Annotated in this window: 16 protein-coding genes; 13 read left to right on the top strand and 3 right to left on the bottom strand. The window is 56.2% G+C overall.

Translation table 11 applies throughout. From position 1 onward, the window contains the following. The first annotated feature begins 118 nt into the window (after positions 1-118). The 8 genes from flhA (at position 119) to C5F52_RS18740 (ending at position 8,531) form a co-directional block, all read left to right on the top strand. On the top strand, positions 119-2,215 hold the full coding sequence (gene flhA, locus C5F52_RS18775) for a flagellar biosynthesis protein FlhA (RefSeq protein ID WP_104799888.1): 2,097 nt from the start codon (positions 119-121) through the stop codon (positions 2,213-2,215). Positions 2,216-2,251: 36 nt separating this feature from the next. Next, complete coding sequence (locus C5F52_RS18770; RefSeq protein ID WP_104799887.1) at positions 2,252-3,637, top strand: hypothetical protein; 1,386 nt, start codon at positions 2,252-2,254, stop codon at positions 3,635-3,637. Beyond that, on the top strand, positions 3,630-4,457 hold the full coding sequence (locus tag C5F52_RS18765; protein ID WP_104799886.1) for a MinD/ParA family protein: 828 nt from the start codon (positions 3,630-3,632) through the stop codon (positions 4,455-4,457). Before C5F52_RS18770 ends, C5F52_RS18765 begins: the two co-directional genes overlap by 8 nt. After that, complete coding sequence (fliA, locus tag C5F52_RS18760) at positions 4,454-5,209, top strand: RNA polymerase sigma factor FliA (protein ID WP_104799885.1); 756 nt, start codon at positions 4,454-4,456, stop codon at positions 5,207-5,209. Before C5F52_RS18765 ends, fliA begins: the two co-directional genes overlap by 4 nt. Further along, positions 5,206-6,009 carry a hypothetical protein gene (locus C5F52_RS18755; RefSeq protein ID WP_146100123.1) on the top strand — a complete coding sequence of 268 codons (804 nt, stop codon included), beginning with the start codon at positions 5,206-5,208 and terminating at the stop codon, positions 6,007-6,009. Before fliA ends, C5F52_RS18755 begins: the two co-directional genes overlap by 4 nt. A gap of 93 nt (positions 6,010-6,102) precedes the next feature. After that, positions 6,103-6,525, top strand: coding sequence for a flagellar export chaperone FliS (fliS, locus tag C5F52_RS18750; RefSeq protein ID WP_104799883.1), 423 nt, complete (start codon positions 6,103-6,105; stop codon positions 6,523-6,525). A gap of 123 nt (positions 6,526-6,648) precedes the next feature. Then, positions 6,649-7,509 carry a flagellar motor stator protein MotA gene (motA, locus tag C5F52_RS18745; RefSeq protein ID WP_104799882.1) on the top strand — a complete coding sequence of 287 codons (861 nt, stop codon included), beginning with the start codon at positions 6,649-6,651 and terminating at the stop codon, positions 7,507-7,509. Further along, a complete protein-coding gene (locus tag C5F52_RS18740; RefSeq protein ID WP_104799881.1) occupies positions 7,509-8,531 on the top strand; it encodes a flagellar motor protein MotB in 1,023 nt (340 codons plus the stop codon). Before motA ends, C5F52_RS18740 begins: the two co-directional genes overlap by 1 nt. 30 nt (positions 8,532-8,561) lie before the next feature. On the opposite strand, the gene C5F52_RS18735 is transcribed toward C5F52_RS18740, so the two are convergent. Then, positions 8,562-9,665 carry a sigma-54-dependent Fis family transcriptional regulator gene (locus C5F52_RS18735; RefSeq protein ID WP_104799880.1) on the bottom strand — a complete coding sequence of 368 codons (1,104 nt, stop codon included), beginning with the start codon at positions 9,663-9,665 and terminating at the stop codon, positions 8,562-8,564. 134 nt (positions 9,666-9,799) lie between these two features. Here C5F52_RS18735 and C5F52_RS18730 point away from each other — a divergent pair, with 134 nt between their 5' ends. The 5 genes from C5F52_RS18730 to C5F52_RS18710 are packed head-to-tail and all read left to right on the top strand — an operon-like array spanning position 9,800 to position 13,224. After that, a complete protein-coding gene (locus C5F52_RS18730; protein WP_104799879.1) occupies positions 9,800-10,303 on the top strand; it encodes an LPP20 family lipoprotein in 504 nt (167 codons plus the stop codon). 25 nt (positions 10,304-10,328) lie between these two features. Then, entirely contained in the window at positions 10,329-11,399 is a 1,071-nt protein-coding gene (locus C5F52_RS18725) for a hypothetical protein (RefSeq protein WP_104799878.1), read from the top strand. A gap of 26 nt (positions 11,400-11,425) precedes the next feature. Beyond that, on the top strand, positions 11,426-11,821 hold the full coding sequence (locus C5F52_RS18720; RefSeq protein WP_104799877.1) for a FimV family protein: 396 nt from the start codon (positions 11,426-11,428) through the stop codon (positions 11,819-11,821). Positions 11,822-11,830: 9 nt separating this feature from the next. Beyond that, positions 11,831-12,922 (top strand): hypothetical protein, encoded by a 1,092-nt coding sequence (locus C5F52_RS18715; protein WP_104799876.1) that lies wholly within the window; start codon positions 11,831-11,833, stop codon positions 12,920-12,922. Between the two features lie 8 nt (positions 12,923-12,930). After that, the gene (locus C5F52_RS18710) at positions 12,931-13,224 is read left to right on the top strand and encodes an EscU/YscU/HrcU family type III secretion system export apparatus switch protein (RefSeq protein WP_104799875.1); all 294 of its coding nucleotides are present in this window, start codon (positions 12,931-12,933) and stop codon (positions 13,222-13,224) included. Positions 13,225-13,250: 26 nt separating this feature from the next. On the opposite strand, the gene C5F52_RS18705 is transcribed toward C5F52_RS18710, so the two are convergent. Beyond that, entirely contained in the window at positions 13,251-13,673 is a 423-nt protein-coding gene (locus C5F52_RS18705) for a hypothetical protein (RefSeq protein ID WP_104799874.1), read from the bottom strand. 16 nt (positions 13,674-13,689) lie between these two features. Then, positions 13,690-14,010 carry a flagellar biosynthesis anti-sigma factor FlgM gene (gene flgM, locus C5F52_RS18700; protein ID WP_236657919.1) on the bottom strand — a complete coding sequence of 107 codons (321 nt, stop codon included), beginning with the start codon at positions 14,008-14,010 and terminating at the stop codon, positions 13,690-13,692. Positions 14,011-14,105 lie beyond the last annotated feature (95 nt).

The raw sequence follows: 14,105 nt of genomic DNA, 5'->3' as shown, positions 1-14,105 counted from the left end.
CAGCTTCCACGTCGGTGTCAGATTGAGTTGGCACATCGATTGCTTAGTGAACATGTCCCCGATGTTTTATCAGGGACGAAAAGACGACTAAACGTTCCAATTCAACTGGATTTCATCAATGAGCACTCTCACTCTGTCAACGATTCGACACAACTTGTCGAAATTTGACCTCTCCGGACTCAGTATTCCGGTGGTGGTGCTCGTCATCATGTCGATGTTGGTTTTGCCGCTGCCTGCGTTGTTGCTGGACTTTTTGTTCACCTTCAACATCTTGATCAGCTTGGTGGTCATCATGATCGCCATCGGCACCCGCAAGCCGCTCGAATTTTCTTCATTCCCCACCGTGCTGCTGTTTGCCACCATGTTGCGCTTGGCGCTGAACGTGGCATCGACCCGCGTGGTGTTGGTCAACGGCCACGAAGGCGGCCATGCCGCTGGCAAAGTGGTGCAGGCCTTCGGTGAGTTTGTGATTGCTGGTAATTACGTGGTGGGCTTCATCATCTTTTCGATTTTGATGATCATCAACTTTGTGGTGGTGACCAAAGGTGCAGGCCGCGTGTCTGAAGTGAACGCCCGTTTCACCTTGGACGCCATGCCTGGTAAACAAATGTCCATCGACGCCGACTTGAACGCTGGCGTGATCGACCAAGAGACTGCCAAAAAGCGCCGCGCTGAGTTGGCCCAAGAATCTGACTTCTTCGGCTCCATGGACGGTGCTTCTAAATTCGTGAGCGGTGACGCCATGGCTGGTTTGTTGATTTTGATCATCAACTTGGTCGGCGGTTTGATCATTGGCGTGGCCCAGCATGACCTGCCTGTGGCCGAAGCCGGCAAGATTTACACCCTGTTGACCATTGGTGACGGCTTGGTGTCGCAAATTCCATCGTTGTTGCTGTCGCTGGCCACCGCCATCATCGTGACCCGCGTGACAACCGCTGAGTCGATCTCTGAGCAAGCGTCTGACCAATTGGCCAATCCCAGCGCCTTGTTTATTTCTTCGGTCATTTTGTTGATCTTGGGCATGGTGCCCGGCATGCCGCACCTGATGTTCATTGCCTTGTCTGCCGCCGCCGCGGGCTTGGGACTCATGATCATCACCCGCGAAGTGCAAGACGAACAGGCTGAACAAGCTGTCAAAGATGCCGTCGCCCCCGAAGCGCCCAAAGAACTCGATTGGGACGATGTGGACCAAGTCGATTTGATTGGCTTGGAAATTGGCTACGGCTTGATTCCTTTGGTCAACGTAGATACCGGTGGCGAATTGATGACGCGCGTCAAAGGCGTGCGTAAAAAGCTCTCTGCTGAACTCGGTTTCTTGGTGCAGCCCGTGCGCATCCGTGACGACTTGAACATCGACCCAGACGCTTACAACATCGTGCTCAAAGGCGTGGTGCGTGGCAAAGGCGAAGTCAAAGTGGGCCGCGAATTGGCCATCAACCCCGGTCATGTGTACGGTCAACTCGAAGGCATCGCCACCCGCGAACCCGCGTTTGGTCTGGAAGCAGTGTGGATTGAGCCTTCGCAACGCGACCAAGCCCGCACCTTGGGCTACACCGTGGTCGACGCGGCCACCGCCATTTCTACCCACCTCAACAAAGTGCTGCGCGAAAACGCCTCGGACTTGTTGAGCCACGACGAGACCCAACAACTGTTGGATAAATTGGCAGCCAAGTCGCCCAAGATCGTCGAAGACTTGGTGCCCGGCAAGTTGTCGCTCGGTATCTTGACACGCACGTTGCAGAATTTGCTGTCGGAATCGGTGTCGATCCGTGACATGCGCACGATTGCCGAAGCCTTGACCGAAGCCAGCACTCGCACCCAAGACCCTGAGCAACTCACCGCCATGGTTCGCCCCAAGCTCGGTCGCATGATCATGCAAAGCTTGGTCGATGCCGACAGTGGCTTGCAAGTGATGACCTTGGAGCCTTCGCTGGAACAGTTGTTGCATAACGTCTTGCAACAAAGCCAACCTGGCCAAGCCGTGGTGATGGAACCCGGTTTGTCTGAGAACTTGTTTGCCGGCTTGCGCGAAGGTGCACGCACGGTAGAAGAAATGGGTCACCCCGCTGTGTTGGTGGTGTCCCCTGTGATTCGTGGCTGGCTGTCCAAAGCTGCCCGTTTCCGCGTGAACGATTTGACTGTGCTGTCTTACAGCGAAATTCCGGACGATCAGGCCGTCAAAGTGATCCACACCGTGGATGCCAAAAGCCGATAACCCGACAACAACAAATAAGACAGAGTGAGCTGACCTATGGAACTGAAACGAATCCTCGCCCGCGACGCCCGCGCAGCCAACGAAAAGGCTGTGGCTCAGTACGGCCCCGATGTGCTGATCATCTCCAGCAGCCAAGTCAATGGCTTGACGGAGTTGATCGTGGCTGTGGACTTGTCGCCTTTGACGCCAGAGGAAGCCGAGCCGTTCATCAAGAGCGATTTCTCGAAATCCAAAGCGCCTGCTGGCAAGTTTGATGTGTTGTTGGGCCAAACGATTGACCAAAACAAACGCGAATCCCGCGAGCGCCAAGCCACCCAAGTGGCTCAGCCCCTGATTGAAGTCAAGCCTCAAGTCGTGGCCAAACCCATGGCCAAAGTCTCTGCACCTCAAACCGTCAGCCCTGTCAAAGAATCCACACAACACGCCGAAGACGTGCACGATGCCTTGCGCGGTCGCGAAATCGTCGCCTTGGTCCGCGAAGAACTGGCTTCTTTGCGCCGCGAATTCAAACTCGGTCAACAAATGGCCGCTTGGCAAGGCAGCGTGCCGTTGCCTGCTGCTTTGTCGCCCTTGCGTGATGCGTTGAACGACGCCCCCATTCCTGTGGCTTTGCGCGCTTTGTTGATGGATTGCATCAAAGACCACGACAACATGGCCGACGCCATGGGTGCTTTGCAACGCCAACTCAGCCATGCCGTGGGCCAAGAGTCTGCCGCGGCGCCACTGTCTGGCGTGCACGCTTTGGCCGGTCCTTCAGGCGCTGGCAAGTCGTTGATGATTGCCCGCTTGGCCCAAAATGCCGCGCTCGTCCACGGCAGCGAACAAGTGGTGGTGATCAGCTTTCACGACCAACGCGCTGGCGCTTGGAGCCAAACCCAGTTGCTCAGCGCCCAGTCGGGTGTGGACAGCTTCCGCGCCACCAATGCCGCCACCTTGAAGCTGTTGCTCGAAGAGCACAGCACCCGCCAGTTGATTTTGATCGACACTCCCGGCGTGCAAATGAACGAGCGCTTGGCCGACCTGCGCAGCATGAACCTGCAAGTGCAGTGCCACGCCGTGGTGCCCGCCGATGCGTCTGCTGCCAACTTGCGCCGCGTGTTTGAAAACACCGACAACACTTGGGCGTCATTGATGTTGAGTAAGCTCGACGAGTCCAACCAACCTTGGGCCTTGTTGCAGTTCTTGACCGAGCAAACCTTGGGCGTGTCGGTGGCCAGCACAGGCGACCGCACTGCAGACTTGGTGCAAGACGTGGCGATGACCGATTTGGTCAAGCGCGCCTTGGACAACCTGCCGCTGCCAGAGGTGGAAGATCACCCTCATGCAGCGCGCAACGCCGCCTTGAACGACTTGGCCAGCTCTAAACTGGCACAAATTGCCGCCCGCTTTAAACCCGAAACCACAGGCCTGACCCATGAGTAAGCACCGTAAAACTGAAATCATCGGCATCGCCAGCGGCAAGGGCGGGGTGGGCAAAACCACCACCTCCATCAACTTGGCGGTGGCCTTGCGCCAAATGGGCTTCAGCGTCATGTTGTTTGACGCCGACCTCGGCTTGGCCAACGCACAAATCGCACTCGGTGCCCGCGCCGAGTACAACTTGGGGCACTTTTTGGCAGGTCAAAAGACCTTGCCTGAAATCATGATCACCACCCGCCAAGGCATCAAGCTGATCCCAGGCGCTTCGGGTATGCAAGAGTTGGCCGGGTTGAGCCAGGTTCAAGCGGCGAGCATCGTGCAGTCGTTTGGCGCCCTGACCGACGATGTCGACTATTTGATCGTTGACGTGGCGGCCGGCATTTCGCCTTCGGTGTTGTCGTTTTTGTCGGCGTGTCAGCGCCGCTTCATCGTGGTCAAAGACGATCCTTCGTCGATTGCCGATGCTTACGGCACCATCAAAATTTTGACCAAAGAAATGGGCCTCGACGAGATCTATTTGTTGCCCAACATGGTCAACACCCAAGCCGAAGGCTGGAAGCTCTACAAGAAACTGAACGACGTGTGCGTGCGTTTCTTGGGCGAGTCGGTGCATTACCTCACCTCCATCGAGAGCGACGAGATGGTATTGCGGGCCCTTAAAAAATACCAATCGGTGCTGGAGCTGGCCCCCGGCACCGCCGCATCGCGTGACTACATGCGTTTGGCCGAAGCCTGCACCCATTTGCGACCCATCGACCATCCGTCGGGCGGCATGCAATTTTTCATGGAGCGTCTGATGCAAAACAGTTCGTCTGAATCATGAGCCCGCGTTCACCCGTCAATATGTACAAAGCCTGCGCCCCCAAAGGCGAAGACCTGGTGCTGGCCCACCTTGGCTTGGTCAAGCGTGTGGCGCTGCACCTTAAGGCGCGCATTCCGGCTTTCATGGAACTCGATGAGCTGATTCAAGTCGGCATGATCGGTTTGCTGGAAGCTTCGCGCGCGTTTGACCCTGTCAAAGGCATCGAGTTTGAAAACTTTGCGCATAGCCGTGTGCGTGGCGCCATGCTGGACGAGGTGCGTCGCTTGTCGTTCTTGCCGCGTTCTGCGGTGGCGTTCAACAAAGAGCACAACACCACGGTGCACGCCTTGGCTGCCGAGTTAGGCCGTGCGCCTAGCCAAGCGGAAATTGCCGATTACATGGGCAAAGACCTCGAAGAGTTTCACAAAGAACGCGGCAAAGCCAAGCGTTTTGAAACCTATTCGATGGAAGTGGTCACCGAAGAGGTGATGAGCATTGCCGACGATTCGTCGCAGCAACCCGATGTGATCGTGGAAGAAGCGCAGTTCATGGATGCGGTGACCGACGCCATTGCGCAATTGCCTGAGCGCGAACAGTTGGTCATGCAGTTGTATTACGTGGAAGAGTTCAACCTCAAAGAAATTGGCGAGACCTTGGGGGTCAGCGAATCTCGGGTGAGCCAAATTTTGTCATCGGTGGTCAAAAAGTTGCGTGGCACCTTGAAAGTGGAAGGGTCGGAGGCCGATCAACCCGCGGCTAGGAGACGCGCATGAGTAACTTCATGATGAATGTGGTGGCTTGGGTGCTGCTGCTGTTGGTCATTCTCACGCTGTATTTGATCGACAAGGTCAACCAGTTGGCCAAGTTGTACGAAAACCCCGCCCATGCACAGCCTGTCACCGAGACACCAGCAGAGCCTACGCCACCCAGCGATATTTTGTTCAGCGGCCTAGAAGGTAAAAAGCTGTGGGACGCCATGAACGGCAAGCAAGTTGAGGGCTTTGACCCCAATTTGATCGAGGCGTTGCGCCCCCATTACGAGCCCATCTTGCGCGCACACATCACTGCCACATTCCAAGATGGCGTAGACGATGCCGCGGGCATTGAAAACCGCGTGCCCAACTCGGAGCGTCAAATTTCAACAGCGCGCGGTCACATTCAGTCGTGGTTGCCGCCCCAGCATTTGGGCAGCATTTACCGCAATGCCCGTGAATACGGTGGCGATTACGCCAAAAATCCAGACCCAGACGTGTTGTCCCGCTTGAAGCAGACCATCGACAGTGTGGTGGACATGATGTACCAGCGTGTCAACATTCCCAATGACACGCCGTATTCTCAGTTTTTATTCAAGCGTCCAGGCCAGCCCGATGAGGCCGACGCATCCGGCGATGCAGTTTTGGCCTTGACCGATCAAACTGGCCAAGCCGAGGTACTCGAAGGCGGCAACGCTTTAAACCAAGGTTTGGAGCATGTGCAGGCGTACGAGGACCAGCAGCGGCAAGATTTGGCCACCGACACGGTGACCGACGTGCCGTTCAACCCGCCTGTGGCCGCTGACGCCAAGACGGCTTAAAGATACGCATGAACTTCTCATCAAATCTCTCAAGTTTTTGGCCACCCTTCCGATACTGTCTGTGTCATCCAGAGAAACACAGGAGCTAATCAGATGCGAGCCAACATGCGTGCCATTCAAAGTTACGGCAATGTCAAAGTCACCACAGGCGTAGCCACGGCTAACAATGTGCAGCTCATTCAAATGTTGTTTGATGGCTTGCTGGAGAGCTTGTCTACCGCTCGCGGCCATATCCAACACAACAACATCGCAGAAAAGTCCAAGGCCGTTGCCCGTGCCAGTCGCATCGTGATTGGTTTGCAAGGCGCTTTGGACTTTGAAAAAGGCGGTGACTTGGCCAACAACCTCAATGAGTTGTACAGCTATGTGACCCGTCGTTTGTTCCATGTGAATGCGCACAACGACATCACCGTTCTGGATGAAATCCATGGTTTGATGCGCGAAATTCGCGATGCTTGGGAAGGCGTGCCTGCTTTGGTGCCTCCCACTGCACGTCCTGCCGGTTTGATGAACTAAAACCTGATTTTTGCGAATTGGCAAAAGATTCTTGTTTTTAAGTTAATCTTGCAGGTTGTCGGGGAAATTTGAGACGCATTTCGGGGCTATTCCTGAATGCGCCAGCCTGCTTTGGAGCTTTAGATGTTTACTATCCTTGGACTGGTCGTCCTTTTCATTTGCGTGTTCGGCGGTTTCGTGATCGCTGGCGGCAGCTTGGCGCCCATCATCAAGGCCGCTCCTTTTGAGATGTTCATCATTGGTGGCGCGGGCATCGGCGGCATGATGGCGGGCAATGCCGGTCATATTTTCAAGGGTGCCATGGCCGGCATGGGCAAGGTGATCAAGGGCCCAACCTACAAAAAAGATGACTACGTGGCGATCATTGCGGTGATCTCCAAGTTGATGAAAACGCTCAAAGCGGAAGGGGCGGTGGCGATGGAATCGCACGTCGAAAATCCGGAGGCCAGTGCGATTTTTGGTGAATGTCCTAAGATGCTTCACGACCACGGTTTGGTCGGCTTGGTGTGTGACACCATCCGTTTGATGGTGGTGTCCTCGGGCACCTTGAGCCCTTATGCGGTGGAAGATGTGATGACAGCGTCCATCAAACTGCACCACCACAACGAAATGAAATACGCCGAAGCGATTGCCGCTTTGGCTGGCGCTTTGCCCGCATTGGGCATTGTGGCTTGCGTGTTGGGTGTGGTGAAAACCATGGGCGCGATTGACCAACCGCCACCTGTGCTGGGTGCCCTGATTGGTGGCGCTTTGGTGGGTACCTTTTTGGGCGTGTTTTTGGCTTACGGTATTTTCGAACCGTTCGGCAACCGTCTGAAGCAGATCATTGACGAAGACGGCGAAGTCCTCAAAGTGGCGCAGCAGATCATTTTGGGCAATATGCACGGCTATCCTGTGCCTTTGATCATTGAAGGTGCCCGTGTGTGTATCAGCCACCACAACCAGCCCACCTTCGGCGAACTTTTTGACGCGCTGAGGAAATAATGGCGGATGACAAAGACGCCGCCGTAGCGGTCGTACCCGAAGGCGAAGCCAAGCCTGTTGCGCCACCACCTGCGCCACCTCCGATTCCCGAAGACACCCCGGCTGCGCCAGCGCCGGTGATCATCATCAAAAAGATCATTGATGAAGGTCATGGCGGTGCCCACGGCGGCGCTTGGAAAATTGCGTTGGCCGACATGATGACGGCCATGATGGCCTTCTTCTTGTTGATGTGGTTGCTCGGTGCTTCGAACGAAGACCAGCGCAAAAGCATTGCCGATTACTTCAAACCCACGTCGCAAAGCATGGTCGCGATTGGCCAATTGGCGGGCTCGAACGGCATGTTCGGTGGCCGTTCCATCATTGACCCCGATGGTTTTCCGTTCGCAGCCAAACAAACCGGTTTGTTGGAACGTTTGACCCCCCGCTCTGAGGGTGGCCCTAACCCGAGTACCGAGCCTGGCAAAGAAAACGAAAACCCGTATTCTGACCCTGACAAGCTGACGGAAGAGCAGAAAAAAGAAGTCGCTGCGGCCAAAGAGCAAGCTGACTTTGCCAAGCTCGAACAAGAGATTGAGCAAAAACTGTCGCAAAACAAAAAGCTCGAAGGCTTGAAAGATCAGGTGTCGATCACGCGCGACAAAGATGGCTTGCGTATTGAAATCATCGACAAGGCCGACTTTGCTATGTTCCCCAGCGGTGGCATGAACATGCAAGGCAAAGCCTCCAACTTGATTGCTGAAATTGCTGCCTCATTGGCCGATATTCCCAATAAAGTGGCGATTCGCGGTCACACGGACAGCGTGCAGTTTCAAAATCCTGAAGGGCGCAACAACTGGTCGCTGTCGGCTGAGCGTGCTGAAGTGACGCGTTCGTTGCTGGAGAAGAAGGGGATCAAAGAAAACCGCTTTGCCCGCATTGAGGGTGTGGCCGATACCGACCCCTTCAATCCCAAAGACCCACGCGATCCGCGCAACCGTCGCATGAGCATCACGGTGCTCTACAACGACCAAGACCGCGATTAACGTTATCTTGGCGCCTAGATGCGCTTCACGTTAGGCGGCTGAGCGCAAGTCGTACTTGTTGATCTTCTCGATCAAGGTGGTGCGTTGCAAATTCAGCAACTTGGCAGTGCGTGACACATTGCCTGAGTTGCGACTCAACGCCTGTTCGATGATGCTGCGCTCGATCTGAGCCATGCGCTCTTTCAACGACAAGCCTTCGGGCGGCAACTGCGGCATGCCCTGTGCCAGCATGATGATGCCTTCGATGTCGTTCTCGTCTTCGGGTTCTGGCTGGTCGTCCAACTCAATCAGCACTTCCGGCGGCGGCGTCATTTCTAACTTGGCCAACAAGGGTGCAATGGCTTGCAATTCAGCTTGCGCCGAAATCAGCCCTTTGGGCAGCAAGGTTGGCGGAATGGCGCGTAATTCCAACTCTTGACTGGCGTACAACGTGCTAAAGCGGTCCACCAAGTTTGACAGTTCACGCACGTTGCCAGGCCAAGGGTACTTTTGCAGCGCTTGCAAAAAGTCCGGCTTGAACGTGATGGGTTGTTTGCCAAAGTTGGCGCATTTTTTTGCAAAAAATGTCAGCAATTCGGGCACATCGTCTTGACGTTCTCGCAGCGGAGGCGTCACCATGGGCAACACGTTGAGGCGGTAATACAAGTCTTCGCGGAAGCGGCCTGCTGCAATCTCGGTTTCTAAGTCACGGTGGGTCGCAGCGATCACGCGCACATCGACGTGGATTTGACGGGTGCCACCAATCGGGTCGACCGTGCGCTCTTGCAACACGCGCAGCAATTTGACTTGCATGTCCAGCGACATGTCGCCAATTTCATCTAAAAAGATGGTGCCGCCGTGGGCCAATTCAAAGCGACCAATGCGGTCGGCCACTGCGCCCGTGAAGGCGCCTTTGCGGTGACCAAACAGTTCACTTTCTAACAAATCTTTAGGAATGGCGGCACAGTTGATAGGCACAAAGTTGGCGCCACAACGGTCAGACTGGTCGTGCAACAAGCGCGCCAAAAGTTCTTTGCCGGTACCGCTTTCGCCTGTGATCATGACCGTGGCGTTCGAGTTGGCCATGGTGGCGACCAGATCGCGTAACGATTGAGCGGATGTGCTCGATCCAATAAAGTGAGTAATCTGTTTCATGTCAAAAATTCCTACACATCATTGTCGTGGGCCAAAGAGATACGACAAGACAGTAAAAGTATTCATTCTTCAAAATATTAAAGATGCCTCATTTCGTACCGAATCAAGGGGGAGACCTGTTTAAGGAACACGACATGAAACGCATCACCATTTGGACTGCATTAGCGGTCACTTTGTTTTTGAGCGGCTGCTCCGCTTTTAAGTTCCGCCACGTCCATGAGTATGAAGAGCCGTCGCAATCTGCGGCTGACAACAAGCCCGCCACCATGATCACGCCCATGACTGAAAAGCGTGAGACCTTGGTCGCCACCGGTTATGCGGTGATTAGTATTCAAAACCACCGTAACCCAGCGCAGCAACGTTTGTTGGCCATTCGTGCATCGAAACTTGACGCCTACCGCGCCTTGACCGAACAGGTTTACGGCCAACAGCTGGACGCCAGCACGACCGTGGCGGACATGACCGTGATGAGCGACACCTTCCGTGCGCGTGTGGAAGGTGTCATTTTTGGCGCGGTGCTCGTCAGCATCACGCCCGTGGGTGACGACACGTACGAGACCACCATGTCTTTGGACCGTGGTGTGGTCAACGACTTGCGCACGCTCTACGTCGCCAGCTTGAACAACAAACGCCGCTGATGCGCCCCGTTTGGAGATGTGTGCCATGACCTTTTTGCGTTGGATGCCGTTTGTGCTTGTGGGCGCCAGCCTAGGGCAGGGCGCATGGGCTGCTGACTTGAATCCTGAGGAGCGCTTGAAAGCGATCCGCAGCGCGCTGGTGGAGACCGCCATGAAAGCGAACACCCAAGTCACCGCCACGAGTTGGATGGAGACCGATGGGGCTTTGCGCGAACTGAACCGCTTCAGCTCCGAGATCAAGGTGCGCGATCTGCGCGTCAAGTCTTACTCCCGCGACGCCAACAACGAACCGCAAGCCGACATGGCCGATGCCAACGTCGAGGTGGTGGCCGCAGCACCTAAGCGCTGCGAGGCCACCCAAGCCAAAGCGCCGTTGATGCACGTCATGTCCGTGGGTGTGGACTTGTCGCCCAGCTTGCGTTCGACACAACGTTTTCATGCCCAGCAAATTGGCCGCACCGCTCGCGCACGCTTACTCGAAGCGGCCAGCCAAGCGCAGCACTGGCGCGTGATGACCGACACGGTGCACACCCGCGCCTACGACCGCTTAACCTACGGCCACGGCGAAGAGCATGTGCAGTGGCACCTGCAATTGACCTTGGCTCCCGCGCCGCAAGGCACCACCACCGACGATCTGTCTGGCTTCGCGCTGCAGTGGCAAGTGCGTGGTCCAGGCGCGCGCGGTGCATGGTTGAGTGCCCAAGATTTGGTCTTGACTTACCCGCAACCTGACCGTTTGGGGCAGCCCAAAATGGACCTTGATACCGCTGACGCGATTGCGCGCTCTGTCGCTGGCTTGGCTCAACAACTCGACAAGCAACTGGCCTGCGACCCGCAAAGCTTTGCGGTGTTGCAAGACGAGCCAGGCAAACTCACCCTCAATGCGGGCGGCACAGCGGGCCTGCGGGTGGGCGACAAGCTGATGCTGGCCGATGCGCGGGTGCTGCCTAAACATGCCTTAGAAGGCGGTGCGTTGGATGCCGCCGTGTTGGCAGAGGTCAAATCCGTCACGGCGTACCAAGCTGAATTGAAGCAAGTGGCTGGACAAGCGCAAAAGTTTCGCGGCACATGGGTGGCTTGGCCCTACACCTACTGAACAAAATGTTGACACGGAGAATTCACATGAACACCTTGCCTGTTTCCTTGCGCGCTTTGCTGGCGATGTGCTGGATGGCCGGTTCCGCTTGGGCTGCTGAGCCTGCGGGCAAGACCTACACCGTGCAAGCTGGTGACACAATGGACAAAGTGATTCGCCAACAGTTGGCTGAGAGTCCTCTGAAAATCGAAGTTCTGCGCCAAGCCCTGATGCAACACAACCCGCAAGCCTTCACCCAGTCCACCCCGCGCGTCTTGATCGCGGGTGCGGTGCTGCGCCTGCCGAGTAACGAAGACATGTTGCGCACGCAGTTGGGTGCCAGCGGTAAAGCTTCTGCGCCTTCGGGCAGCACTTGGGCGGGCGGTTACTCCACCCGCGACATGAACATGAATGAGCGCAAAAACTGGGTGCGCTTTCCCTAAGGTCTAGCCATGGCCATTCTTGGCCCAGAGGGCGTCTACCAAGTTTCTCGGGTGTCGCCCGTGCACCTCGACATGCGCACGGCCTATGTCGATGCGCCTGTGGCGCGTGCGCTGGGCCTGCACGACGGCCAAGTGGTGCAAGCCACGGCCGCGTTGCGCCAAGACCAACTCAAACTCACGCTCAACGAGCATGTGTTCAATTTGCCCCTCTCGCCCTACATCAAAGAGGGCGATGTCATGCAACTGCGCGCGCACCTCTTGCCCACAGGGCAGTGGACCTTGCAGCTCTTGCACACCGGTCGCTTTGCCGGTGTGGACCCCGCCACAGGCGCCCCCGTCGCTGCCCCGCCTTCGCGCTTGAACACCTTGCTGTTTCAGCCCGGGGGCTTCACAGCCTTGATGAGTTTGATGCAGCCGGGCATGTTGGAGAGCTTGTTGCCCGCGGGCAGCAGTGAACTGAAAGAGCGCATCAAAGCCCAGCGCTTGAGCATGGCGTCTTTGCAGCCGCAAACCTTGCGTCGGTGGGTGTCGCAGCATGGCAAAAGTGGCGAAGCCAGTTTGGCCGAAGGTGTGCCCGTGGAGTCCGATGTCAAAGCCCTGTTGCGCCTCATCATGGCCGATCGCGCCCGCGTGGGGGCGATGGAAGGCAGCGACACCGAAGCTTTGCAACACGCGGTGGACGAAGCCGAGTCTGCTCAATTGCAAGCCGCACAAGATTGGCACAAAGGCGATTTGAATTTGGCCTTTGTCATTCCGTTCAAAGACGCCGACCCTCTGGAGATGCGCTTCGAGCGTCGCGGCAATTCACTCGGTCAACCTAAAAACCCTTTGGTGGTGAACATGCACACCCAAAGCCGTGTGCTGGGCGAGGTATGGCTCAAAACCACGATCAGCGACAACGCACACGTCGATCTGACCATGTGGGCCCTCAAAGAAGAGGTGGCCGCACAGGCGCGCTTCAATGCGAGTGAGTTGACCTATGAGCTCGAAAGCGCGGGTTTGGTGATGGGCAGTTTTCAGGTCTACAACGCCGCGCGCCCCGATGCCAAGGTGGACCGTGCGCCACCACCGCATGGCGCGTTGATTGACACCCAAGCCTGAGCCAAGCCATGTCCCCCAATAAGCCCTATGCGCAGCAAGCCGTCGCCCTAGAGTACGGTCGCAATAAAACACCGACCGTCACCGCCAAAGTGGATGACGAGTTGGCGCGTCGTATCGTTGAAGAGGCCAAGCGTCAGGGGGTGTATGTGGCGCAAGACCCACGTTTGTTGGCCATGTTGAGTCGGCTAGATGTGGGTCAAGAAATTCCGCAAGACATGTTCACCGCCGTGGCCGTGATTTTGTCGTGGGTGTACTGGCTCAAGGGCATGCAGCCCGGGGATGAGAAGGCGCGCGAGGCTTAACGCAGCTCGCAGCTGCACTTCAGGGCTCAAGCGTCGCTATAGCCACGACCGCGACGCACGCGGTTGAGTTTGCCGAGGCGGTCATAAATTTCGACCGAGCTGGCGGGGTCTTGCACTTGCAAGCTTTGCAGCGCGCCACGAATGGCGTCAATTTTTCGACCAATCAGTACTTCGTTGCGACGGTGCATGTCGCGGCACTGGGCCATCTGCTCCTTGAAGCCGTCCCATTCGGGTCCCAAGGCGTCAGCGGACTCGGCGTTTTGAATGCCAGCGAGTTGAACGAGTTGCAGCAGCAAGTCGTTTTTGACGGGTTGGGAGGCCTCGAAGGCATCCAAGTTTTGCGCTTTCAGGTGCTCGAACTCCAGTTCCAGCATTTCTTCTAGCGTTTGCGCCAAGGCCAAGGCCTGCTCCAGAGATGAGGGCAGGGTGTCGGTGGCGGGTGTCGTCATATCGGGTGGGGTCCGATCAGTTCGAAATCATGCGTTCGAGCGCGACAAAGTTTTCAGCGATGCGGCGAGGGTTCACAGGATAGTTGCCATCCTTGATCGCCTGCTTGATCGCTTCGACTTTGGAACGGTCGAAGTCTGGCTGTGCCATGACCTTTTGCGCAACATTGCTCAGGCTCAATTTGTCTGCTCCCGCTGAAGTTTTTTCCAGCGTGGGTGTAGATCCCGTGTCTGCCGCTTGCGTGGCAGTGGGGCTTTTTTTGTCGACCTTATCGATGTTGCTGCGCAATGCAGCGTTCGATGTGGCCATACGTCCGTAGTTCGAAATAGCGTCACTCATGATGATTTCTCTTTCTTTAACCTGTTACAGCAAGTCAAACTTTCTTCACAACACTTCAATCGACCCCAAATTCTAGAACTTGAGGACGATTTTCA

It is taken from the genome of Limnohabitans sp. TS-CS-82, assembly GCF_002943475.1.
This window is presented reverse-complemented; position numbering and strand designations above follow the sequence as displayed.

What these genes read in the sequence shown, in the direction of transcription:
- C5F52_RS18755 (WP_146100123.1), top strand. Translation starts at nt 5,206, where the DNA reads ATGAGTAACTTCATGATGAATGTGGTGGCTTGGGTGCTGCTGCTGTTG.
- flgM (WP_236657919.1), bottom strand. Translation starts at nt 14,010, where the DNA reads ATGAGTGACGCTATTTCGAACTACGGACGTATGGCCACATCGAACGCT.
- C5F52_RS18765 (WP_104799886.1), top strand. Translation starts at nt 3,630, where the DNA reads ATGAGTAAGCACCGTAAAACTGAAATCATCGGCATCGCCAGCGGCAAG.
- C5F52_RS18735 (WP_104799880.1), bottom strand. Translation starts at nt 9,665, where the DNA reads ATGAAACAGATTACTCACTTTATTGGATCGAGCACATCCGCTCAATCG.
- motA (WP_104799882.1), top strand. Translation starts at nt 6,649, where the DNA reads ATGTTTACTATCCTTGGACTGGTCGTCCTTTTCATTTGCGTGTTCGGC.
- C5F52_RS18710 (WP_104799875.1), top strand. Translation starts at nt 12,931, where the DNA reads ATGTCCCCCAATAAGCCCTATGCGCAGCAAGCCGTCGCCCTAGAGTAC.
- flhA (WP_104799888.1), top strand. Translation starts at nt 119, where the DNA reads ATGAGCACTCTCACTCTGTCAACGATTCGACACAACTTGTCGAAATTT.
- fliA (WP_104799885.1), top strand. Translation starts at nt 4,454, where the DNA reads ATGAGCCCGCGTTCACCCGTCAATATGTACAAAGCCTGCGCCCCCAAA.
- fliS (WP_104799883.1), top strand. Translation starts at nt 6,103, where the DNA reads ATGCGAGCCAACATGCGTGCCATTCAAAGTTACGGCAATGTCAAAGTC.
- C5F52_RS18705 (WP_104799874.1), bottom strand. Translation starts at nt 13,673, where the DNA reads ATGACGACACCCGCCACCGACACCCTGCCCTCATCTCTGGAGCAGGCC.
- C5F52_RS18770 (WP_104799887.1), top strand. Translation starts at nt 2,252, where the DNA reads ATGGAACTGAAACGAATCCTCGCCCGCGACGCCCGCGCAGCCAACGAA.
- C5F52_RS18725 (WP_104799878.1), top strand. Translation starts at nt 10,329, where the DNA reads ATGACCTTTTTGCGTTGGATGCCGTTTGTGCTTGTGGGCGCCAGCCTA.
- C5F52_RS18740 (WP_104799881.1), top strand. Translation starts at nt 7,509, where the DNA reads ATGGCGGATGACAAAGACGCCGCCGTAGCGGTCGTACCCGAAGGCGAA.
- C5F52_RS18720 (WP_104799877.1), top strand. Translation starts at nt 11,426, where the DNA reads ATGAACACCTTGCCTGTTTCCTTGCGCGCTTTGCTGGCGATGTGCTGG.
- C5F52_RS18730 (WP_104799879.1), top strand. Translation starts at nt 9,800, where the DNA reads ATGAAACGCATCACCATTTGGACTGCATTAGCGGTCACTTTGTTTTTG.
- C5F52_RS18715 (WP_104799876.1), top strand. Translation starts at nt 11,831, where the DNA reads ATGGCCATTCTTGGCCCAGAGGGCGTCTACCAAGTTTCTCGGGTGTCG.